Annotated in this window: 17 protein-coding genes; 8 read left to right on the top strand and 9 right to left on the bottom strand. The window is 67.5% G+C overall.

All coding sequences use genetic code 11. From position 1 onward, the window contains the following. Position 1: 1 nt before the first annotated feature. The gene (locus ACWDTI_RS03950) at positions 2–1,009 is read right to left on the bottom strand and encodes an alpha/beta hydrolase (RefSeq protein WP_449736729.1); all 1,008 of its coding nucleotides are present in this window, start codon (positions 1,007–1,009) and stop codon (positions 2–4) included. A 415-nt stretch (positions 1,010–1,424) separates the two neighbouring features. Between ACWDTI_RS03950 and gltB the strand changes: the two genes are divergently transcribed. From gltB to ACWDTI_RS03930, 4 genes are all read left to right on the top strand, one after another. Continuing rightward, positions 1,425–6,056, top strand: a complete 4,632-nt coding sequence (gene gltB, locus ACWDTI_RS03945; RefSeq protein ID WP_449736728.1) for a glutamate synthase large subunit — start codon at positions 1,425–1,427, stop codon at positions 6,054–6,056. Continuing rightward, entirely contained in the window at positions 6,049–7,503 is a 1,455-nt protein-coding gene (locus ACWDTI_RS03940) for a glutamate synthase subunit beta (protein WP_449736727.1), read from the top strand. The genes gltB and ACWDTI_RS03940 overlap by 8 nt, the downstream gene beginning before the upstream one ends. Positions 7,504–7,627: 124 nt before the next feature. After that, positions 7,628–8,860, top strand: a complete 1,233-nt coding sequence (locus ACWDTI_RS03935; protein WP_449736726.1) for a TetR/AcrR family transcriptional regulator — start codon at positions 7,628–7,630, stop codon at positions 8,858–8,860. Positions 8,861–9,036: 176 nt separating this feature from the next. Next, complete coding sequence (locus ACWDTI_RS03930) at positions 9,037–9,900, top strand: cutinase family protein (protein WP_449736954.1); 864 nt, start codon at positions 9,037–9,039, stop codon at positions 9,898–9,900. A gap of 304 nt (positions 9,901–10,204) precedes the next feature. Here ACWDTI_RS03930 and ACWDTI_RS03925 read toward each other — a convergent pair whose 3' ends face one another. Further along, entirely contained in the window at positions 10,205–10,423 is a 219-nt protein-coding gene (locus tag ACWDTI_RS03925; protein ID WP_449736725.1) for an RNA-binding S4 domain-containing protein, read from the bottom strand. A 36-nt stretch (positions 10,424–10,459) separates the two neighbouring features. On the opposite strand from ACWDTI_RS03925, the gene lysX reads away from it, so the two are divergent. From lysX to ACWDTI_RS03905, 4 genes are all read left to right on the top strand, one after another. Then, positions 10,460–13,876 (top strand): bifunctional lysylphosphatidylglycerol synthetase/lysine--tRNA ligase LysX, encoded by a 3,417-nt coding sequence (gene lysX, locus ACWDTI_RS03920; RefSeq protein WP_449736724.1) that lies wholly within the window; start codon positions 10,460–10,462, stop codon positions 13,874–13,876. 177 nt (positions 13,877–14,053) lie between these two features. Continuing rightward, positions 14,054–14,884 (top strand): alpha/beta fold hydrolase, encoded by an 831-nt coding sequence (locus tag ACWDTI_RS03915; protein WP_449736723.1) that lies wholly within the window; start codon positions 14,054–14,056, stop codon positions 14,882–14,884. A gap of 70 nt (positions 14,885–14,954) precedes the next feature. Continuing rightward, positions 14,955–15,443, top strand: a complete 489-nt coding sequence (gene rraA / locus ACWDTI_RS03910) for a ribonuclease E activity regulator RraA (RefSeq protein WP_449736722.1) — start codon at positions 14,955–14,957, stop codon at positions 15,441–15,443. A 7-nt stretch (positions 15,444–15,450) separates the two neighbouring features. Beyond that, the gene (locus tag ACWDTI_RS03905; protein ID WP_449736721.1) at positions 15,451–17,004 is read left to right on the top strand and encodes a succinic semialdehyde dehydrogenase; all 1,554 of its coding nucleotides are present in this window, start codon (positions 15,451–15,453) and stop codon (positions 17,002–17,004) included. 21 nt (positions 17,005–17,025) lie between these two features. Here the strand turns inward: ACWDTI_RS03905 and ACWDTI_RS03900 are convergent, their stop codons facing one another. From ACWDTI_RS03900 to ACWDTI_RS03870, 7 genes are all read right to left on the bottom strand, one after another. Next, complete coding sequence (locus ACWDTI_RS03900) at positions 17,026–17,808, bottom strand: HpcH/HpaI aldolase family protein (protein WP_449736720.1); 783 nt, start codon at positions 17,806–17,808, stop codon at positions 17,026–17,028. After that, positions 17,805–19,277 (bottom strand): aldehyde dehydrogenase (NADP(+)), encoded by a 1,473-nt coding sequence (locus tag ACWDTI_RS03895; protein ID WP_449736719.1) that lies wholly within the window; start codon positions 19,275–19,277, stop codon positions 17,805–17,807. Before ACWDTI_RS03895 ends, ACWDTI_RS03900 begins: the two co-directional genes overlap by 4 nt. 48 nt (positions 19,278–19,325) lie before the next feature. Next, a complete protein-coding gene (locus tag ACWDTI_RS03890; RefSeq protein ID WP_449736953.1) occupies positions 19,326–20,090 on the bottom strand; it encodes an IclR family transcriptional regulator in 765 nt (254 codons plus the stop codon). A gap of 104 nt (positions 20,091–20,194) precedes the next feature. Beyond that, positions 20,195–20,992, bottom strand: a complete 798-nt coding sequence (locus ACWDTI_RS03885; protein ID WP_449736718.1) for a 2-keto-4-pentenoate hydratase — start codon at positions 20,990–20,992, stop codon at positions 20,195–20,197. Between the two features lie 35 nt (positions 20,993–21,027). Then, entirely contained in the window at positions 21,028–21,438 is a 411-nt protein-coding gene (locus tag ACWDTI_RS03880; protein ID WP_449736717.1) for an ester cyclase, read from the bottom strand. Then, on the bottom strand, positions 21,435–21,977 hold the full coding sequence (locus tag ACWDTI_RS03875) for a flavin reductase family protein (protein WP_449736716.1): 543 nt from the start codon (positions 21,975–21,977) through the stop codon (positions 21,435–21,437). The genes ACWDTI_RS03880 and ACWDTI_RS03875 overlap by 4 nt, the downstream gene beginning before the upstream one ends. Continuing rightward, complete coding sequence (locus ACWDTI_RS03870; RefSeq protein WP_449736952.1) at positions 21,974–23,383, bottom strand: LLM class flavin-dependent oxidoreductase; 1,410 nt, start codon at positions 23,381–23,383, stop codon at positions 21,974–21,976. The genes ACWDTI_RS03875 and ACWDTI_RS03870 overlap by 4 nt, the downstream gene beginning before the upstream one ends. Positions 23,384–23,393: the final 10 nt, after the last annotated feature.

Genomic DNA, 23,393 nt, shown 5'->3' with positions numbered 1-23,393 from the left:
GTCAGGCGTCGTGCACCGCGCGCATGAACGCGGCGGCTTCGTGCAGTGCGTGGCGCGAGTCGGGCGAGAACAGCGGGAACATCTGGAAGACGTGCCCCTGCCCGGGCCACTCCTGCAGTGACGAGTCCGCACCGGCCGCCCGCAGCGCGTGGTGGGTGGCGCGGGCATCGTCGCCCATCACCTCCAGCGCGCCCACCTGGATGAGCGTCGGCGGCAACGACATCTCGGTGTGCAGTTGGACCCGCATGCGGGGGTGGTCGGCGGCGGTGCCCCGGGTGTACAGGCGAAGCAGTCGCTGCCCGGCGAACGCGTCGATCAGCGGATCGCGGACACCACGCATCTGGCTGGCCACCGCCAGATCGAAGGTGGGGTCGTAGAGCGGGGAGAACAGCACCAGTCCGGCGGGTTGACCGACGCCGCGACGGTGATTGTCGGCCAGCAGGTCGAGCGCGAGATGCCCGCCCGCCGAATCGCCCGCGACCACGATCTGTTCGGGCCGGAAACCCTGCGACAGCAACCAGTGGTAGCCGCGGATCGTGTCGTCGCCGGCGGCCGGAAAGGGGTGTTCGGGGCCGAGGCGGTAGTCGAGGCTGAACGCCGACCAACCGGTGCGCTTCGCGAGCCGGCCGACCAGACCGCGGTGCGTGCGGGGCGAGCAGACGAGGTAGCCGCTGCCGTGCAGGTAGTAGATGATGCGCGCCGACGCCGGGTCGTCGGGCCGTGGGGCATGCGGCCCGACGCCCACCCATTCGCCGCGCACGCGTTGGCCGTCGAGCCATTCGTGCACGGGCTGCACGTGGGTTTCCGCCGGGACCGGGGACATCACGGTCAGCGACCGGTTCAGTCCGGGCCGCATGGCGGTGATGAACTGTGCCGACCGCGCTCCCGGCAGGCCGGCCGCGGTCATGAACGGGTGCGAGACGCGGGAGAAATAGCCGTTGATGGTGCGCGAACGCACCGAGCCGGGGCCGGTGGGTCGCCACTGCTGCGTCGAAGTGGTGATGGACACGGCCCCGACGCTAGATCATTCATGCTCTCCGCGAACGGTTCTCCGGCATCTCCGATACCAATCCGATGCCGTTTGGGCCGGTCGGCGCGGTCGTGGCGGTACAGTGCGTACGCTGCGGACTCCCCGGCGATGTGGTAGCCGGATTTCGATACGGGGTACCGCTCGTGAGAAAATGGCCGACAATGCTTGCAGAGCAGGGTGGTGCCGGGCCGGCGAGAACGCGCCCGGGCGTGCCGTCAGCAACGACGCTGGCAAGGACACCGCCGAGCGACCGATGAACCAGCCTAGGTCAGCCCAAGGATTCGGGTGGTTTGCAGGACGCTCGCCGAGGTGTCGACGAGGACACCCGCAATGGTGTCCCCAGGACCGTAACGGTGGATCCGTGCGCAGCGTCGCGCACAAAGTGAGGCAACTTATGAAGCATGCTCCGGGCCCCATCGGGCTCTACGACCCGGTCAACGAGCACGACGCGTGTGGCGTCGCCTTTGTCGTCGACATGTACGGTCGCCGAAGCCGCGACATCGTCGACAAGGCCATCATGGCGCTGGTCAACCTGGAACATCGCGGAGCAGCCGGTGCCGAGCCGAACACCGGTGACGGCGCGGGCATCATGATCCAGGTCCCGGACCGCTTCCTGCGCGAGGTCGTCGACTTCGAGCTGCCCGCCGAGGGCTCGTACGCCACCGGTATCGCCTTTCTGCCGCAGGGCTCCGAGGACGCCCGCCTCGCGTGCGAGGGTGTGGAGAAGATCGTCGAGGCCGAGGGGCTGACGCTGCTCGGCTGGCGCGATGTGCCCACCAACGAGAACTCGCTGGGTGCGCTGGCCCGCGACGCGATGCCGACGTTCCGGCAGGTGTTCTTCTCGCTCGCCGGGAGCGAAGCGAGCGGGAGCGACCAGGACAGCGCCCAAGCCATGGACCTCGAGCGCAAGGCGTTCGTCGTGCGCAAGCGGGTGCAGCACGAGCTCGGCAGCAAGGGCGCCGGCGCCGACGGCCCCGGCCGCGACACCGTCTACTTCCCCAGCCTGTCCGGGCAGACCTTCGTCTACAAGGGCATGCTGACCACCCCGCAGCTGCGTGAGTTCTACCTCGACCTGCAGGATTCGCGGGTGGAGAGCGCGCTCGGGCTGGTTCACTCCCGGTTCTCCACCAACACCTTCCCGTCGTGGCCGCTGGCGCATCCGTTCCGCCGCATCGCGCACAACGGCGAGATCAACACCGTCACCGGCAACGAGAACTGGATGCGGGCGCGCGAGGCGCTCATCGACGCGTCGGTGTTCGGGAACGGCGCGAACGCCGACATCAAGGACAAGATCTTCCCGACCTGCACCCCGGGCGCCTCGGACACCGCGCGGTTCGACGAGGTCCTCGAGTTGCTGCATCTCGGTGGGCGCAGCCTGCCGCACGCCGTGCTGATGATGATTCCCGAGGCTTGGGAACGCCACGAGGCGATGAAGCCCGCCCACCGGGCGTTCTACCAGTACCACTCGGCGCTCATGGAACCGTGGGACGGACCGGCATCGGTGTGCTTCACCGACGGCACCGTCGTCGGCGCCGTCTTGGACCGAAACGGCTTGCGCCCCAGCCGGATCTGGGTCACCAAGGACGGTCTTGTGGTGATGGCGTCGGAGGTCGGCGTGCTGGACATCGACCACGCCGACGTGGTGCAGAAGATGCGCCTGCAGCCCGGCCGGATGTTCCTGGTGGACACCGCCGCCGGCCGCATCGTCGACGACGAACACATCAAGGACGAACTCGCCGCCGAGCACCCCTATCAGGAGTGGCTCGACGCCGGCCTCGTTCCGATCGATCGGGTCGCCGGCCGCCCGCACCAGCACATGGCGCATCATCGGATTGCGTTGCGCCAGCAGGTCTTCGGCTACACCAACGAGGAACTCAACCTACTCGTCGCGCCGATGGCGAAAACCGGGGCCGAGGCCATCGGATCGATGGGCACCGACACACCGATCGCGGTGCTCTCGGCCCGCCCGCGGATGCTCTTCGACTACTTCCAGCAGCTGTTCGCGCAGGTGACCAACCCGCCGCTGGACGCCATCCGTGAGGAGGTCGTCACCAGCCTCGGCGGCAGTATCGGACCCGAGGCCGACCTGCTGCACCCCGGACCCGGATCGTGCCGACAGATCGTGCTGCCCGAACCGGTCCTCGACAACGACACCCTCGCCAAGCTCGTCAACATCAACGACGACGAAGCACTGCCCGACTTCCGCGGGCGCCACATCCACGGCCTCTACCCGGTCGCCGAGGGTGGTGCGGGCCTGCGCGCAGCGCTCGACGAGATCCGCGCGACGGTGTCCGCGGCGATCGACGACGGCGTCAACCTGATCGTGCTGTCGGATCGGGAATCCGACGAGACCCTCGCGCCGATCCCGTCGCTGCTGCTCACCGCCGCCGTCCACCACCACCTGGTGCGGGAACGCAAGCGCACCCGCGTCGGACTGATCGTCGAATCCGGTGACTGCCGCGAGGTGCACCACGTCGCCGCCCTGGTCGGCTTCGGTGCCGCCGCGGTCAACCCGTACATGGCGTTCGAGTCGATCGAGGACATGGCCGAGCGCGGCCTGCTCGGCGACATCGACTTCCCGACGGCCCGCAAGAACTACATCAAGGCGGCCGGCAAGGGTGTGCTGAAGGTGATGTCCAAGATGGGCATCTCCACGCTCGCCTCCTACACCGGCGCGCAACTCTTCCAGGTCATCGGCCTGTCCCAGGACACCGTCGACGAGTTCTTCACCGGCCTGAACAGCCAGCTCGGTGGTATCGGGCTCGACGAGATCGCGGCAGAGGTCGCCGCCCGGCACGCGCTCGCGTTCAGCGACCGCCCGACCGAGCGCGCACACCGTGAACTCGAGGTCGGCGGCGAATACCAGTGGCGCCGTGAGGGCGAGTACCACCTGTTCAACCCGGACACGGTGTTCAAGCTGCAGCACTCGACCCGCACCGGCCAGTACAAGGTGTTCAAGGAATACACCCGGATGGTCGACGACCAGGCGCGCAAGCTGGCGACGCTGCGCGGGTTGTTCGACTTCAATTTCGGTGACCGCGACCCGATCCCGATCGACAAGGTCGAACCGGCCGCCGAGATCGTCAAGCGTTTCTCCACCGGTGCGATGAGCTTCGGCTCGATCTCCGCCGAGGCGCACGAGACCCTCGCCATCGCCATGAACCGGCTCGGTGGCCGGTCGAATTCCGGTGAGGGCGGCGAGGATTCGCGTCGCTACCACCACGACGAGAACGGCGACTGGCGGCGCAGTGCGATCAAGCAGGTCGCGTCGGGCCGCTTCGGCGTCACCTCGCACTACCTGAGCAACTGCACCGACATCCAGATCAAGATGGCGCAGGGCGCGAAACCCGGTGAGGGCGGTCAGCTTCCGGCGCACAAGGTGTACCCGTGGGTGGCCGAGGTGCGTGGATCGACCCCGGGTGTGGGGCTGATCTCGCCGCCGCCGCATCACGACATCTACTCGATCGAGGATCTGGCCCAGCTGATCCACGATCTGAAGAACGCCAACCCGCAGGCCCGGATTCACGTCAAGCTCGTCTCCGAGCTCGGCGTGGGCACCGTCGCCGCCGGTGTGTCCAAGGCGCACGCCGACGTGGTGCTCATCTCCGGACATGACGGCGGTACCGGCGCGGCTCCGCTCACCTCGCTCAAGCACGCGGGCGCACCGTGGGAGATCGGCCTCGCCGAGACCCAGCAGACGTTGCTGCTCAACGGACTTCGCGACCGCATCGTGGTGCAGGTCGACGGTCAGCTGAAGACCGGACGCGACGTGCTGATCGCCGCGCTGCTCGGCGCCGAGGAGTTCGGCTTCGCCACCGCACCGCTGGTGGTGGCCGGCTGCGTGATGATGCGTGTGTGCCACCTCGACACCTGCCCGGTGGGTGTGGCGACCCAGAATCCGCTGCTGCGTGAACGTTTCACCGGCAAGCCGGAGTTCGTGGAGAACTTCTTCCTGTTCATCGCCGAAGAGGTGCGAGAGCTGTTGGCGCGTCTCGGTTTCCGGACATTGCAGGAGGCCGTCGGCCACGTCGAGGCGCTCGACACCGTAAAGGCGCTGGCGCACTGGGGTTCGGCCAAGGCGGGCAAGCTCGACCTGTCCGCGGTGCTGACCATGCCCGATTCGCCGTTCATGAACCAGGACCTGTACTGCTCTGGCGTGCAGGATCATTCGCTGGACAAGGCGCTCGATCAGCAGCTGATCGCACAGAGCCGGGAGGCGATCGACAGCGGCTCGCGGGTGTCCTTCAGTTCGAAGATCACCAACGTGAACCGGACCGTCGGCACCATGCTCGGCCACGAGGTCTCCAAGACCTATGGCGCGCACGGGCTCCCGGACGGCACGATCATGATCGACTTCACCGGATCGGCCGGCAACAGCTTCGGCGCGTTCGTGCCCAAGGGCATCACCCTGCGGCTCGAGGGCGACGCCAACGACTTTGTCGGCAAGGGTCTGTCGGGTGGCCGCATCGTCGTGCGCCCGGCCCGCAATGCCCCGGAAGGCTTTGTCGCCGAGGACAACATCATCGCCGGAAACGTCATCGGGTTCGGCGCGACCGCCGGCAAGATCTTCCTGCGCGGCGTCGTCGGCGAGCGGTTCTGCGTCCGCAACTCGGGCGTGACCGCCGTCGTCGAGGGCGTCGGTGATCACGGATGCGAGTACATGACGGGCGGTCGCGTGGTGGTCCTCGGAGACACCGGCCGCAACTTCGCGGCGGGCATGTCGGGCGGTATCGCCTACGTGTACGACCCGAACGGCACCTTCGCCGACAACCTGAACACCGAACTGGTGGAGATCGAGGAACTCGAGTCCGAGGACGTCGACTTCCTCGCCGCGATCATCGCCGAACACCGTGCGGAGACCGATTCTCCCGTGGCCGCAGCGGTTCTCGCGGACTGGGAGACGACGCGCGGGAAGTTCGCGAAGGTGATGCCCCGCGACTTCAAGCGAGTGCTCCTGGCGATCGAAGCCGCCGAGCGCGATGGACGAGACGTGAACGAAGCGATCATGGAGGCCGCACGTGGCTGACCCCAGAGGATTCCTCAAGCACCCCGAACGGGAACTGCCCGACCGTCGTCCGGTCGAGCTGCGCCTGCTGGACTGGAAAGAGGTCTACACCGACTTCGACCACAAGGACCTGAAGACTCAGGCCAGCCGCTGCATGGACTGCGGAATCCCGTTCTGCCACAACGGTTGCCCCCTCGGGAACCTGATCCCGGAGTGGAATGACCTGGTCTACAAGGGGCAGTGGCGCGACGGTATCGAACGGCTGCACGCGACCAACAACTTCCCGGAGTTCACCGGTCGGCTGTGCCCGGCGCCGTGTGAGGCGTCCTGCGTGCTCGGCATCAACCAGCCGGCGGTGACCATCAAGCAGGTCGAGGTCGAACTCATCGACAACGCCTTCGACAACGGATGGGTCACCCCGGTGCTGCCGGCCGAGAAGACCGGCAAGAAGGTCGCCATCGTCGGTTCGGGGCCGGCCGGCCTCGCGGCCGCCCAGCAGCTGACCCGCGCCGGACACGATGTCACGCTGTTCGAGCGGGCCGACCGCATCGGCGGCCTGCTGCGGTACGGCATCCCCGAGTTCAAGATGGAGAAGCGGCACATCGATCGCCGCCTGGCGCAGATGGAGGCCGAGGGCACCGTCTTCCGTGCCGGTGTGAATGTCGGCGTCGACATCACCGTCGAGCAGTTGCGCGACGAGTTCGACGCCGTGATCCTGGCCAACGGGTCCACCATCGGACGCGATCTGCCGATTCCGGGCCGCGACCTCGACGGCATCCACCAGGCGATGGAGTTCCTGCCGCAGGCCAACCGCGTGCAGCTCGGTGACACCGTCGAGGGCCAGATCACGGCGAAGGGCAAGAAGGTCGTCATCATCGGCGGTGGCGACACCGGCGCCGACTGCCTGGGCACCTCCCTGCGGCAGGGTGCGGAGATCGTGCACCAGTTCGAGATCATGCCCCGCCCGCCGCAGGAGCGCGCGGCCTCCACGCCGTGGCCGACCTACCCGCTGATGTACCGCGTGTCGTCGGCTCACGAAGAGGGCGGCGAACGGGTGTTCTCGGTGAACACCGAGCAGTTCGTCGGCGAGAACGGCACGGTCACCGCGCTCAAGGCGCACGAGGTGGTCATGCGCGACGGCCGGTTCGAGAAGGTCGTGGATTCCGACTTCGAACTCGAATGCGACCTCGTCCTGCTGGCGATGGGCTTCGTCGGCCCCGAGCGCGGCGACTTCCTCGACAAGCTGGGCGTGGAGTACGACCAGCGCGGGAACATCGCCCGGAACCAGGACTTCGGCGCGGTGGGACAGCCCGGCGTGTTCGTCGCCGGCGACGCCGGCCGCGGGCAGTCGCTGATCGTGTGGGCGATCGCCGAAGGTCGGTCGGCCGCGGCGGCAGCGGACAAGTATCTGGCCGGTGTCTCGGAGTTGCCGGCGCCGATCTACCCGTCACAGGTGGCGCAACGCTGAATCGGTATCCGTTCGAGATGCCGATTCAGGGGTGGTCGACGTGCGTTGCCACGTCCGGTTCGGGCACAGTGGACGTAGCGGTCATCCGAATGGATGACCGCTACGAATGATGTGAGACCAGTCCATGACCGACAGGATGTGTATGGTGACGGCCGAGATCGACGCCCAGCCGCGGCGCACACGTCCCCGGGACCGTAAGCAACAGATCCTGGCAACGGCGGCCGAGAAGTTCCGGGTCAACGGCTACGCCGAGGTCGGCATGAGCGACATCGCCTCGGCGGTCGGCATCGTGCCCAGTGCTCTCTACCGCCATTACCGCAGTAAGCAGGATCTGCTGGCGGCGGTGCTCGATGATGCGCTCGACCGATACGACGACGCGCTCAGCGAGTCTCAGACGTGGTCGGAGATCAGCCGCCGGATCGCCGAGGCGACGCTCGAATCGCGGGCCTTCGACCTGATCTGGACACGGGATCGTGGCCACCTGTCGGGCTGCGAATACCAGGCACTGGTGCTGCGGGTGCGGGCGATGTCGACTCGCCTCGCCGATCTCATCAAGGTGCAGACCAGCGAGAACAGCATGCCGGCCGACACCATCGCGTGGGCGGTGATGTCGGTCATGGAGTGGCCCAGCCACCGCGATCTCGAGGTGGTGGGCGGCGAGCAGGTGCCGCTGCTGTCGGCCGTCGCCGACGCGATCGTCCGGGCCGGCTGTGCGGCGGAGGTGACCCGCCGAACGCACCAGAGGATGCCCGCGGGCGCGGGGCCCGGGCCGGCCGAACAGGGTTTGCTGCCCGCCTCCCGCCGGGAGGCGCTGCTGGACTCGGCGATCACGCTCTTCGCGACGCGCGGCTACCCGAACGTCAGCCTCGACGACATCGGTGAGGTCGTCGGCATCGCCGGCCCGAGCGTCTACAACCACTTCTCCAGCAAACGGGAACTCCTGGTCGGCGGGGTGACCCGCGCTTTCGAGGTGCTGTGGCTGATGGTGGGGCACGCGCTCCGACAGACCACCGATCCGGCGGAGGCGCTCGACTCGATGATCCGCCTGCATGCGCGGTTCGCCTATGACCACTGGGATCTGACCACCGTGTGCCTGTCGCATTTCACGATGCTCGACGAGGCGGAACAGCAGATTCTCGGACGCAGTTACCTCGACCTGGTCGGGGAATACCGGCGTCTGCTGCTGTTGTGCCGGCCCGAGCTACGGCCCGATCAGGCGCAGTCGCTCGTCGATCTCGCGCTCGCGGTCGATACCGGCGTCGTGCGTGTCCCCGGTCTGCGGGAGCCGGACCTGCCCGACTATGCCGCCCTGCTGGCGCGGGCGGTCCTCTACGCCCCGATCACCGCTGCGCGCTGAGCACCTGTGTCATCTGGCGCCCGACCGTGTCGGCGAGCGCGGGATCCCTCGACCATGCCAGGAGTTCGGAGACGTTGTCGGTCCGGATGGCTACACTCAGGCGCATAACAGGCGAAGTCGGAGCGTCAAGGGAGCATTTTGTGATGCGAATTCGGTTGCGCACGTTGATGTTCACCATGCTGAGCGTGCTCCTCGGCATGGCCGCGGCCGTCTCCCCGCCGGGATCGGCGACCGCCGCTCCGGGCGGCTGCCCCAAGATCTACGTCCTCGCGGTGCCCGGGACGTGGGCCAACGGGATGAGTCCGGGCATCCTGGGCCAGATCACCTCGGGACTCGGGCCCGAGACCGAGGTGCGTTTCGTCGGGTACGACGCCACCGCGTTCCCGTGGGAGAAGGCGATCTACGGCAAGTCGAAGGCTCAGGCGGTCGCCAACACCAAGGGGCTGGCCCTGACGATGCTGCGCCGCTGTCCGGGCACCCGGATCGCGTTGACCGGCTACAGCCAGGGCGCCGACGCCGCCGGTGACGTCGCTTCCGAGATCGGCACCGGACGCGCGGCCATCCGTCCCGGTCAGGTGGCCGGTGTGGTGCTGATCTCCGACCCGCGACGGTCCAAGCGCGACAACCTCGTCGGGCCGCCGCTGCAGGGCCAGGGTAGTGGCGGACCACGGCTCTACGGGATGGGCTGGGTGCTGCCACGCGCCTTCACCATCTGTGAGCCGTCGGATCTGTACTGCAACGTGCCGAGGGCCTACTACGTCACCCGGATCGTCGGCTACCTCGCCGAGACCAGCGACCCCACTCCGAGTCAGATCGGCCAGTACCAGGCCGAAGCGGGTGCCATCCTCGCCGAACTCCTCACCCGGGGTGGTCCGGGAGCCATCGTCAACGAGTTGAGCAACGCGCGGGCACGGGAGCAGATCTTGATCTTCAACCGGTTTCTGCAATCCGGTGCGCACGGCAACTACGCGTCATTCCAAGTCAGTCCCGGCGTGACCGCCGTCGACTGGGCTCATCGGTTTCTGGCTGGACTTGCCTGACGTGCGCGTCGGTCCCGAATCGGTAACGGATTTCGTGCGAGCATCGATCCTACGGGTAGTGGTCTGAACTCGATCACGGAACGCGGCAAAAATCGGTTGGGCTGCGCGACGCGAGCGACTACAGTAAGTTGAACACTGAGTCCGATGCAGTAAACAGGGAAGTGATTGGCAATGAGGTTGTCCAATACATCCAGTCCCCGTCGAGCCTCGATGCTGAGTTCGATCACCGGTGGTCGGTTCGGCCGTGGGCGCTCTGCCCGCATGTTCCCCGCGGAGGCAGAACGTCTCGTGACACCCGCCGAGCTCAAACGCCTTCATCCGTGACGCGGACCGTCTGACCGCCGATCTCCACCACGTCGCCCGCGACCAACTGCCGTCCGCGACGTGACTCCACCTCACCGTTGACCGTCACCAGCCCGTCGGCGAGCACACCTTTGGCCTCGGCACCCGATTCGATCAGGTTGGCCAGCTTCAGGAACTGCCCCAGTCGGATCGATCCGTCGCGGATCGCAATGTCGTCCACGCCCCCATCTTGCCGAACGTCGTTACTGTTTGCCCCATGACGTTGGAAACCCAGCGAGACGCCGAGCCCGACACCCGCCGAGCCGTCCACGAGGCGCACACCGAAGCGCAGCGCCGCTCCCGAGATCTCATCGAACACATCCGGGCGCCACGCGGATTCGGACGCAACGCGCCGCGGATCGCCGGGACCGTCGTCGGAACGCTGGCCGCCATCTCGCTGTTGTCCAGCCTGTTCCCGCTCTTCCGGCACCTGATCCATGTGCCGCGCGACTACATCGACACCTTCATCATCACGCTGCCGGACACCAGTTTCGCGTGGGCGTTCATCCTCGCCCTGGTGGCCGTGGCGTTGTCGTCGCGCAAACGCATCGCATGGTGGATCTGCGTCATCTATCTCCTGCTCTACCTGACGGGGAACGTGCTCTACCTGATCCCCGCCCTCGCGGACACCCTCGAGGTCACCGACAACGACCGGATCAATCTGATGATCGGCATCGTCGTCGAGCTCGGGGCGTTGATCTTCCTGCTGGTCACCCGGCGGCAGTTCTACACGAAGGTGCGGCGCGGAGCCGTTCTCAAGGCGTTCGGCGCACTGCTTCTCGGGCTGCTGATCGCGACGCTGCTCGGCTGGGGACTGGTGTGGCTGTTCCCGCACACCCTCGTCCGGGGCGAACGGCTGCCGTATGCGTTCAACCGAGTCGTCGCGTTCGGCTCCATCGACTCCGACGCCGCATTCGACGGCCGGCACACCTACGCGTTGGTCAACGGCCTGCTCGGTCTGTTCGGGGCGCTCGCGCTGATCGCCGCGGCCGTCGTGTTGTTCCGGTCGGTGCGCCTGCGCTCGCTGATGACCGTCGATGACGAACGCCTCATCCGGGCGCTCATCGCCCGGTTCAACGACGACGACTCGCTGGCGTACTTCTCCACCCGCCGGGACAAGGCGGTGGTGTTCTCCCGGGACGGCCGCGCGGCCCTGACCTACCGGGTGGAGGTCGGTGTTGGGCTGGCCGGCGGCGACCCGATCGGGGACCCGGACTCGTGGGACGACGCGATCGCCGAGTTCCTCACGCTGTGCGAACGGTACGGGTGGCACGCCGCGGCGAGTGGGCCGAGCGCACGCGGCGCCGCGGCGTTCGACGCCGCCGGCTTCGGCTCCTTGAACATCGGTGACGAGGCCATCCTCTACACGCGGGACTACAGCATCAGCGGTGCGGCGATGAAGGGTGTGCGGCAGGCGGTCACTCGCACACGCCGCGCCGGCATCACCGTGCGCATCCGGCGGCACAGCGAGATCTCGACGACCTCGATCGGCGGGGCGCCCTCGGAGATGGCCGAGGTGGTGGCGCGGGCCGACGCGTGGCGCGACACCGATGAGGAGCGCGGATTCGCGATGGCACTCGGCCGCCTGGGTGACCCGGATGACGGCAACTGTCTTCTCGTCGAGGCGATCGAGGGGGAGGGCACGCCGTCGGAGAAGGTCGTCGGGATGCTCTCGTTCGTCCCGTGGGGCCGCACGGGGGTGTCACTGGACGTCATGCGCCGGGACCGGGATGCCGTCAACGGCATCGTCGAGACGATGGTGACCGAACTCGCGAAGAACTCGGAGTACTACGGCATCACGGAGATCTCGCTGAACTTCGCGACCTTCCGCGCGTTCTTCGAACACGGGGCGGAGATCGGCGCGGGCCCGGTGATGCGGGCGACCTACTCGGTGCTCATGTTCGGCTCCAAGTTCTTCCAGATGGAGTCGCTGTACAAGTCGAACGCCAAGTACCGGCCGGACTGGCAGCCGCGCTATCTGTGTTTCGAGGACAACCGGGTGCTGCCGCGGGTCGGTCTGGCGTCCATCGTGACCGAGGGCTTCGTTCGTCTGCCGCGTTTCGGGCGGGCCGAGCACTACACGCAGGGTGAATCGGCGATCCCGGCGGGCGTCGACGTCGACGCGCTGATCGCCGAGCTGGAGGCCGAGACCGACCGGTCGGTGGTGGAAGTGCATCGGCCCGAACAGGTCCGGGTGCGCCTGGACAAGATGAACCGACTCGTCGACGCCGGATTCGACCCGTATCCGCCGGCCGACGCCCCCACGCACACGGTCGCGGAGGCCGTCGCCGAGCCCGAGGGCACGGTCGTGACGATCGCCGGACGTGTCACCCGGCTACGGGACTTCGGCAAGGTGAGTTTCGCCGATCTCCACGACTGGTCCGGGCAGGTGCAGATGCTCGTCGAGGAGTCCCGACTGATTCCCGGCACACCGGATTTCGGATCCGATGTGGATCTCGGTGACCTGGTCGAGGCACGCGGCGTCGTCGGCCGCAGCCGCTCGGGCGAGTTGTCGATCCTGGTCGACGCGTGGCGCTTCAACGGCAAATGCCTGCGACCGCTGCCCGACAAGTGGAGTGGGCTGACCGACCCCGAGGCGAGGGTGCGGCAACGCTACGTCGACCTCGCGATCAACGAACGCAGCCGGCAGTTGCTCGCCACACGCAGCGCGGTCGTCAAGTCGATGCGTGACTTCCTGGCCGGGCGCGGATTCCTGGAGGTGGAGACACCGATCCTGCAGCAGATCCACGGGGGAGCGAACGCCACCCCGTTCCTGACGCACATCAACGCCTACGACCTCGATCTCTACCTGCGGATCGCCCCCGAGCTCTACCTGAAGCGGCTGTGCGTCGGCGGCGTGGAGAAGGTGTTCGAGATCGGCCGCAACTTCCGCAACGAGGGCGTCGACTTCAGCCACAACCCCGAGTTCACCAGCCTGGAAGCCTATGAGGCGCACAGTGATTACCTCAAGATGCTGGACCTGACGCGCGAGATGATCCAGCACGCGGCCACCGCGGCGTACGGCGAACCGGTGATCGTACGCACCGACGACGCCGGAAACGAAGAGCGCGTGGACATCTCGGGTCAGTGGCCGGTCAAGACGGTGCACGAGGTGGTATCCGAGGGGGCCGGCGAGGAGGTCACCCCGGACACGCCCGTCGAGACGTTGCGCGCGATCTGCGATCGCCTGGACATCGCCTGCCGCCCCGACTGGGACGCCGGACAGGTGGTGCTCGAACTCTACGAGCACCTCGGCGAGGACAAGACCACCTTCCCGACCTTCTACACCAACTTCCCGACGTCCACGTCGCCGCTGACTCGGGCGCACCGGTCGATTCCCGGTGTCGCCGAACGCTGGGACCTCGTCGCCTGGGGTGTCGAACTCGGGACCGCCTACACCGAGCTGACCGACCCGGTGGAGCAGCGGGCCCGGTTGACGGCGCAGTCGGTCCTGGCGGCCGGCGGCGACCCCGAGGCCATGGAGCTCGACGAGGACTTCCTGCAGGCGCTCGAATACGCGATGCCGCCCACGGGTGGCCTCGGGGTGGGTGTGGACCGAGTCGTCATGCTGATCACCGGCCAGTCCATCCGCGAATCGTTGGCGTTCCCGTTGGCCAAGCCGCAGGAGGGGTGACGAGCAGGGGTGACGAGTTCTTCCGCCCACTCTTGGTTCCGCCGCACCTTGCACGGGGCGGAGGAGCGGACAGCGGGCGGAAGAACCGAGCCTGAGGCAATTCAGCCTGACCCAGTTGAGTCTGAGGCAAGGACACCTCGTCCGCCGGGCCGGATCGTCGAGGTCGGCGGCGCGCGGGTGCACGTTCTCGACGACGGCGCCGGTCCGCCGCTGCTGCTGATGGCCGCATTGGGCAGCAACTGGTTCGACCTGGACCCGTTGGTCGCGCGCCTCCGCGACCGGTGGCGGGTGATCCGGTACGACCGTCCCGGATACGGGCTGTCCGAACGGATCCCGCAGGGATTCGTGCCGACGCTGATCGGCGAGGTGGACCGGATGAACGCCGTGCTCGATCTCCTCGGCGTCGACGAGCCGGTCACCCTCGTCGGGCATTCGATGGCGAGCTTCCATGTGGAGGCGTTCGCGCGGCGGTATCCGGAACGTACCGGCGCGGTGATCATGCTCGACGGCTCGCATGTGCTGGTTCCGTGGCGTCTGGTGCCGACGAGCTTCCGGGTGGGTAACGCACATCGGGTGGTCACGACTGCCGAGTCGGTCACGGGTCGTCTCGGTATCCGGCGCTGGGGCAGGGGCAGGATGCGGCCACGTGCGCTGCCCGCTCCGCCGGAGGGTTTCGATGACGATCAACACCGATGGAGCGCACTGCTTTTCGGGCAACCGTCGATGGTCCTGTCGACCCTGGCGGAGAACGCGGCGTTCCCGGCGATGCATGCCGAACTGCGTCTGCTGCGGCGACGGCCGCTGCCCGAGGTCCCGGTGGTCGTGGTGGCGGCGCTGTCCGGGCCCGCGCCATGGCGGTGGTTCTGGACGTGGAAGCAGCGACGGTTCGCGCAAACCCTGGGCGGGCGGCTGGTCACGGTCGAGCCGGCCCGGCACTTCCTCGTGCTGGATCGGCCGGATGCGGTGGCCGACGTCGTGGAGGGGGTCCGCGATCCCGGTGGCGGGTGACGCGCGCCGATCCGTCCGGTTTCTTACCCACGGGTAATATTCGGGCCCACCACCGCCTATGCTGGTCACCATGACCGAGCCGACCTTCACCCCGACCGCCGACCTCGTCGACGAGATCGGCGACGGTGTCCGCAGCTGCGACACCCAGTTCACCCAGTACGGCGGTAACCGCGAGTTCGTGGGACGGGTGACCACCATCTCCTGCTTCCAGGACAACGCGCTGCTCAAATCGATCCTGTCCGAGTCGAATCCCGGCGGTGTGCTGGTCATCGACGGCGCGGCGTCGGTGCACACCGCACTGGTCGGCGATCTGATCGCCGAATTGGGCAGGTCCAACGGCTGGGTCGGGATCATCGTCAACGGAGCCATCCGCGACGCCAAGACCATCGGCGGCATGGAGATCGGTGTCAAGGCACTCGGCACCAACCCGCGTAAATCCAGCAAGACCGGTGTCGGTGAGCGTGACATCCCGCTGACCATCGGCGGAGAGACCTTCACCCCGGGCGACATCGTGTACTCCGACGACGACGGCATCGTCCTCGTCACCCCCGAAAGCTGAGGTAGCCGTGCCCAAGCCCACCCCCGATTACTTCCGGCGGCTCGGTGCTCTCGCCGCCATCGACAACGCGTCGTCCCGCCCCACGCGCCCGGTGCTCGAAGCGTTCAGCGGTGTCGAGATGGCCACCATCCCGGTGGGCACCGCCGAGGACCTCGAGGCGGCGGTCGCCCGGGCTCGCGTGGCGCAGGAGGGCTGGGCGCAGCACACGCCGACGCAGCGGGCCGAGGTGCTCCACCGATTCGCCGCGATCGTCTACAAGCGCACCGCGGAACTGATGGACATCGCGCAGGCCGAGACCGGCAAGGCCCGGATCTATGCGCAGGAGGAAGTCCTCGACGTCGCCCTGACGGCGCGATACTACGCCGCCAACGGGCCCAAGTTGCTCGCCGAGCGCAAGGTCAAGGGCATGCTGCCCGGCGCCACCACCGTCCGGGTGCGCTATCAGCCCAAAGGCGTTGTGGGCGTGATCAGTCCGTGGAACTATCCGCTGACGCTGGCGGTGTCCGACGCGGCCGCGGCCCTGATCGCGGGCAACGCCGTGGTGATCAAACCCGACAGCCAAACACCCTACTGTGCACTGGCCTTGGCCGAGTTGCTGTACGAGGCCGGGTTGCCACCGGAGCTGTTCGCCGTCGTCCCGGGGCCGGGAAGTGTTGTCGGACAGGCGATCATGGCCACCACCGACTATGTGATGTTCACCGGATCGTCGGAAACCGGTGCGACCCTGGCCGAGCAGGCCGGGCGTCGTCTGATCGGCTTCTCCGCAGAACTCGGCGGCAAGAACCCGATGATCGTCACCGCCAACGCCAACATCGACCGAGCCGTCGAGGGCGCGGCCCGCGCCTGCTTCTCCAACTCGGGTCAGCTGTGCATCTCCATCGAGCGTCTCTACGTGGACACCGCGATCGCCGACGAGTTCATCACGAAGCTCGGCGACCACGTCAGGTCGATGACCCTCAACGCGGCCTACGACTTCAGCGCCGCCATGGGTTCGCTGGCATCGGCCGCGCAGATCGAGGCCACCGAGGCCCACGTCCAGGACGCGGTCGGCAAGGGCGCCACGGTGATCGCCGGTGGCCGGCGGCGCGCCGACCTCGGCCCGTTCTTCTACGAGCCGACGGTGCTCACCGGTGTCACCGACGAGATGACCTGCCACGGCGAGGAGACCTTCGGTCCGGTGGTGTCGGTCTATCCCGTCGATTCCACCGACGAGGCCGTCAAGCTGGCCAACGCCACCCGCTACGGACTCAACGCGAGCGTCTTCGCCGGGAGCAGCGCCGAGGCCAACGCCGTCGCCGACCGCCTGCGGGCCGGCACCGTCAACATCAACGAGGGCTACGCCGCAGCGTGGGCGTCGACCGCCGCGCCGATGGGTGGCATGGGCATCTCCGGTGTCGGACGACGCCACGGCGACGAGGGCCTGCTCAAGTACACCGAGCCGCAGACCGTTGCCGAGCAGCGGTTCATCGGCATCGACCGGGCGCCGGGCATCCCGCAGGGTGTCTATCGGGCGGTGACGCCGCATGCGGTGCGGGCGCTGAAGTATCTGCCGGGGCGCTGAGGTCGGTCGCGCCAGGCCCGGCTAACGGACGAGCGCGAGCTCGAGATGCCGGCGGGCGATCTGTTCGAGGTGCACCAGGTCGCCCTCGATGCTGACGAAGTCGAATCCGAGCCCCAGACGGTGCGCTGCCATGTCGCCGTCGTCGGAGTGGATGCCGACTGCCTTCCCGGCGTCGTGTCCCGCGCGCAGGATGCGCGAGAGTGCCTCGGCGCGAGGACCTTCCGCGAGCGGGTCGGACGGATCGCCGCCACCCATGGCCAGGGTCAGGTCGTAGGGGCCCACGTAGAGTGCATCCACCCCGTCGACGGCGGCGATCTCCTCGACGTTGGCCAGGCCGGCCGCGGTCTCGATCATCACCACCACCAGAGTGCTGTCGTTGACCGTGCCGAGGTCCGGTCCGAGACGCAATTCGGCGCGCATCGGCCCGAAAGACCGTCGTCCGTAGGGTGGATACTTGGCGTTGCGCACGGCGTCGGCCGCCGCATGCGCGTCGTCGACCATCGGCACGATGACGCCGACGGCCCCGGCGTCGAGGGCTTGCCCGATACACGCGTGGTCGTTGCTCCGTGTTCGGACCAGTCCGAAGGTGCGCTGCGAGCCGAGAGTCGACCCGGCGTCGATCGCCATCAGCCCGTCACGGATCTCGCGGTAGCCCATCAGCCCGTGTTGCTGGTCGAGGCAGAGGTAGTCGTAGCCGACCCGGGCCAGTCGTTCCGCCATCACCGCCGAGTCGGCCAACAGCCAGTAGCCGACCATCGGCTCGCGACGCCGGACGCGGGCCACGAACTCCTCGATCGCGCTCACCGGCGGTGTCCGTCGACGAGTTGCGGCACCGCGACGGGGTTGTCGTCGCGCAGCTCCGGAGGCAGCAGATGTTGCGGGAAGTTCTGGAACGCCACCGGCCGGAGGAACCGCTCGATCGCTGCGGTGCCGACGCTGGTGGTGCCCACAGCGGTCGTCGCCGGGTACGGTCCACCGTGCTGCTGGGCGTAGGTCACCGAGACACCGGTTGGCCATTGGTTGAAGAGCACGCGGCCGGCCTTCTCGACCAGCACCGCGATGAGGTCGGCGACGTCGCAGGTGTCCTGGGCCTGCAGCGTGGCGGTCAACTGTCCATCGAATGTGCTTGCGGCGGTGGTGAGTTGGGATTCGTCGTCGTATTCCACCACCAGTGCGGTGGGTCCGAAGCACTCTTTCTGGAGGGCAGTGGGGTCGGCGAGTAGCTGGTCGATGGTGGTGTGCAGCAGCACCGCGCCCGGGCTCGATTCGCCATCGATGGTGCGCACCAACACGGTGACGCCAGGATGCGCGGCGAGCTCCTCGACTCCCGCACGGAACGCGGTGTCGATCGTGTCGTTCAGCATGGGGTCGGCCGACGGCAACGTGGCCGCCGCCAGCGACTCGACGATGCCCGATCCAGCCGGGACGAACAGCGTGCCCGGCTTGGTGCAGAACTGGCCCGCGTTCTGGGTGAACGAGGTGATGAAACCGGCGACGATCTCGTCGCCGCGGTCGGCTGCCGCCGCCCGGGTGACGAACACCGGATTATTGGAGCCGAGCTCTCCATAGAAGGGAATCGGCTCCGAGCGGGAGGTCGCGATGTCGAAGAGTGCCCGTCCGCCGGCGATCGAGCCGGTGAAGCCGGCGGCCTTGATCCGCGGGTCCCGCAGCGCGTGCGGGCCGGCGTCGCGGCCGTGGATCACCTGCAGCAGATCGGAGTCGGCGCCGACCGAGCGCAGGGCTCGGCGCACCACCGCGGCTGTGCGGTCGGAGAGCTCTGCGTGGCCGGGATGCGCCTTGACCACGACGGCGTTGCCGGCGGCGAGTGCGGAGGCGGTGTCGCCTCCGATCACAGAGAACGCGAACGGAAAGTTGCTGGCCGCGAACACCAGGACCGGGCCGATCGGACGTCGGTACCGGCGGAGATCGGGGCGCGGCGCGCCCATCGGCCAGTCGGCGTCGGCATGGTCGATGCGGGCGTCGGCGTAGCTGCCGTCCAGCAGGACCTCGGCGAACACGTCGAGCTGGAAGGCGGTGCGCTTGAGCTCGCCCCGCAGCCGGGCTTCGGGCAGGTGGGTTTCGGCGCGTGCGATCGGGATCAGGTCGTCGGCGGCGGCCCGCAGGGCGCGCGCGATCGAGCGGAGAGTTTCGGCCCGGGTTTGCGCAGGCGTTGCAGTCCAACGGGAATGCGCGGCGACTGCGCGTGCCAGGGTGACATCGACCTCGGGGATGTCGGTCTCGGGGCGGGTGCGGTGGGCGGTGTCGACGCTCATGGTCGGGGCTCCTTCGGTGATTGCCACCACCGCACCGTGGGCCTCGGGTCAGGTTGCGGCGGTGGTGGTGTTCAGATGTCGTCGTACGTGTTCTGCGCCGGCGAATAGGCGGCGGTTCAGCTCGGGTAGTTTCTCGGGTCCGATGCGGTGGACGGGACCCACGAAGGTCAGTGCGGCGAGCAGGTCACCCACCGAGTCGCGGATGGGCACGGCGACCGAGACGATGCCGTCCTCGAGCTCCTGATCGGTGATGGCCCAGCCGCGTTCCCGGGTGATGTCCAGTTCCTTGCGCAGTGCGGGGTAGTCGGTGATGGTCTTCTCGGTGAGCGCATCGAGCCCACCGGGGGTGGCGTCCTTCAGCTCGTCGTCGTCGAGCTCCGACAGCAGCAGCTTTCCGGTGGCCGATGCGTGAAGCGGCCATTTCTGGCCGTGCATGTCGGTCATCGCCACGCCGACCCGGCGAGGGTTGGCCTGCACCACCAGGTCCAGGTCGTAGCGGCCGCGCCGCAGGGACAGGGTGACGGTTTCGCCGATCTCGTCGGCGAGGTCACCGAGGTCCTTGCTGACGCGCGGTGCCAGCCGCGCTGCCGGGTCGATGCCGCCGGCGAGTCGGGCGAGGTCCCAACCGAGTGAGTACCGGGTGTCGTCGCGTTCCACGAAACCCTCGTCCTCGAGGGTGAGGAGGAGTCGGAACGTCGTGGCTCGGGGCAATCCCATCCGTTGCGCGACCTCGGTCGCGGTCATCGGGCGTGAGCTCGCACCGAGGGTCCGCAGGACATGTACTGCCCTGATGACCGAACGATTCGACGACATCGTGCTGCCGGACTCGCGCGGGTTCGGTGGCGACGACATGAAAGTGTCCTCTCTGTGGATGATCTGTCCACTGTAGCGACACCTCTGGTCACCGCCTGCCGACGTCAGACCCGCGGTTCGGCCTCGGTGTAGTCGAATGCGACGTCACCCCAATCCTCGAAGTGGCCCACGATCTGCCGGCCCGGGATCATCTTCTCGGCGGCGAGGATGCTGCCCGGCAAGATCAGCTGACCCGCTTCGAGGCCCAGCCCGTACTCGGAGATCCGCCGGCACAGCCACACGAGCGCACCGATGGGATTGCCGTAGACGGCCGACGTGTTGCCCTTGGCCTTGACCTCGCCGCCGAAGCGGATCTCGCCGGTGGTGTCGGCGAGGTTCACCTCGGACAGCTTCCGCGGTGATCCACCCACGATCACGGCCCCGCTCGAACCGCAATCGGCCAGCGTGTCGTAGATCTCGATGTTCCAGTCGCGGACTCGAGAGTCGATGATCTCGAGGGCCGGGACGACGAAGTCAGTGGCCGCGATGATGTCGACGGCGGTGGTATGTGCACCGCCGACCGAGCGCTTCAGCACAAATGCCGGCTCGAGTTCGACGAACGGTTCGATGAACTCGTCGGCGCTGATCGGGAGGTTCTCCGGACGGAACTGACTTGCCAGCAGGTAGCCGTAATCCGGCTCGTCGACGCCGAACTTGGTCTGCATCGCATTGGCGATGTTGCCGAGTTTGAAGCCGGCCACCGCGTCGCCGGCGGCCACCCGACGACGGATGACCTCCTGCTGTACACGGAAGGCGTCGGCCGTGGTCGGGTCGCTGGCCGGGTCGATGAGCGTGTCCAGCGGGGTCCGGGAATCGTGAGCCGCGATGATCCGCTCGGCGGTGTCGATGATGTTGATCGCCATATGTGGTTGTCCTTGTCTTCGTCGGATGCGGTCGGTCAGTGAGCCAGGTGCCAGATACCAACGGCGGCGAGCATTTCGCGTGGATCCCACACGACCGCCTCGGAGGTGATCAGTCCGTCGCGGTGGTTGATGAAGGAGGCGCCGGTGACGGTCACCGGGCGTCCGGTGGCCGGCACACCCATGAAGTCGCCGGAATGCGTACCGCTGCTCTCCCAGTGGATGGCGATGATGCCGTCGCCTTCGACCACGGTGAGGATGCGCATCCGGAAACCGCTGAAGGCACTGTGCTGCTCGGAGATCTGGAGCAGGACGTCGGTCAGCGTCTCCTCTCCGGTCTTGGAGTGGCGGACGTAGCCGGGGCCGGTGATGGCCTGGAAGGCCGCGGTGTCACCGTCGCCCCAGGCCTTGGACCAGGCGGTGGTGACCTGGTCGAGCATGCTGGTCATGCGGTGCGCTCCTGGGTGGTCGGGTCGGGGGTGGGCCAGAGGTTGAAGTCGCCGAACTTTCCGGCGCGGAAGAGCATCGCGTCACCTTCTCCGGCATCCAGCGCTCGGATGGCGCCGACGATGACGAAGTGGTCGCCGGCGACGACTTCGGAGAGGACTTCGCAGTCCACCCAGGCCGCCGCACCCGCGATGCGCGGGGTGCCGATCACCGACTCGGTGTAGCTGATGCCGCGGAACTTCTCCTCACCTTTCCGGGCCAGGGCCCGGCACACGGGCAGTTGGTCGGTGGACAGGATGTTGGCGGTGAAGCGGCCCAGTGATCGGAGCTTCGGCCAGGTGCTCGAGCCCTTGTCCACGCAGAAGGTGGCCAACGGTGGGTCCTGCGACAGCGAACCGAAGGTACCGACGATCAAGCCGCACGGTGTACCGCAGTCGGTCAGGCCGGTGATGGCGGTGACGCCGGTGGGCAGGGTCCCGAAGACCTGGCGAAACTGTGCCGGATCGACGATTTCCGGTTCGGTGGTGACGATGACGCTCATGCCGGGATCACCTCCGAGAAGTCCGCGGCGGTCGCTGTGCGGTGGAGTTCGGCACCCGGGTGATCATCGAAGAGCCGGATATTGCCGGCACCGAAGATATTCTCTCGCAGGGTGTTCCCGTCGTAGGAGGTGCGCATGGCGCCACGACGCTGCAATTCCGGGACGACGTGGGTGGCGAAGTCCTCCACGTCGGCGAACTTGACTGCGTGCGCAACGTTGAATCCGTCGATGCCGGTTTCCTCCATCCACGAGATCAATTGATCTGCAACGGTTTCCGGTCCTCCGACAATCACCGGAGAGGTACCGCCGATGCCGTTCTCCAGGGCGATGTCGCGGGGTGTCCACTTCTTGCCCGGGTCGAGTTTGGTGTAAACGTCCACCATCGTCTGGCCGGCATTGGTCTTGACGTCCTCGAACGGCTGGTCGGGGTCGAACTGCGCCATGTCGAGGCCGGTCCAGCCGCTGTAGCGGGCCATCGCGCCTTCGTAGGAGACCAGGTCGAGGTACTCGCGGTACTTCTGCTGCGCCTCCTCATCGGTCGCGGCCGAGATGACGGTGATCATCTGCAGGACAGCGATGTGCCTCGGGTCTCGACCGAACTCGGCTGCTTTCGCGCGCAGGGCATCGACCTGCTTCTTCAAACCGGACTTGGACATCGAGTTCATGAAGACCGCCTCTGCGGTCTTGGCGGCCAGGGCGACGCCTGCCGGCGAGCCCCCGGCCTGGAAGATCACCGGGGTGCGCTGCGTCGACGGTTCGCACGCAAAGATCCCGGGGACCGTGAAGTGCTTGCCCTCGTGCCGGATCTCGTGCACGCGGGCCGGATCGACGTACGTGCAGGTCGCGCGGTCGCGGACCACGGCGTCGTCTTCCCACGATCCCTCGAGGAGCTTCAGTGCGACGTCGATGAACTCGTCGGCGCGCTCGTAGCGCTCGTCATGGGCGAGCTGCGTGCCGTTGCCCAGGTTGCGGGCGGCGGAGTCGGAGTACGAGGTCACCACATTCCAGCCGACGCGACCGTCGGTCAGGTGATCGAGCGTCGCGAACTTCCGCGCGACGGTGTACGGAGGTGTGTAGGCCGTCGAGGTGGTCACGCCGAAGCCCAGGTGCCGGGTGGCGGCGGCCAGCGCCGGCACGAGGTATGACGGATCGTTGGTGGGGATCTGGGCGGCGTCGCGCAGGGCGGCGTCGACGCTCCCATTGTATTTCTCGTGGTAGCCGTCATTGTCGGCGAAGAACATGCCGTCGAAGCATGCGGCCTCGAGCATCTGTGCGTATTCGATCCACGCATGGATGTTCTTGTGCTGCTCGCCCCGGTCACGTTCGTGGCGCCACAAGCCGGCGGACAGATGTGACGGTCCGTTGAAGTCGAAGGCCAGCAGTTTCATGTGCTTTGTCATGGCGATTCCTTGGATG

It is taken from the genome of Gordonia sp. NPDC003424 (genome assembly GCF_053588655.1).
Note: the sequence above shows the minus strand (reverse complement) of the source record. Positions and strands in the feature narration are given on the sequence as shown.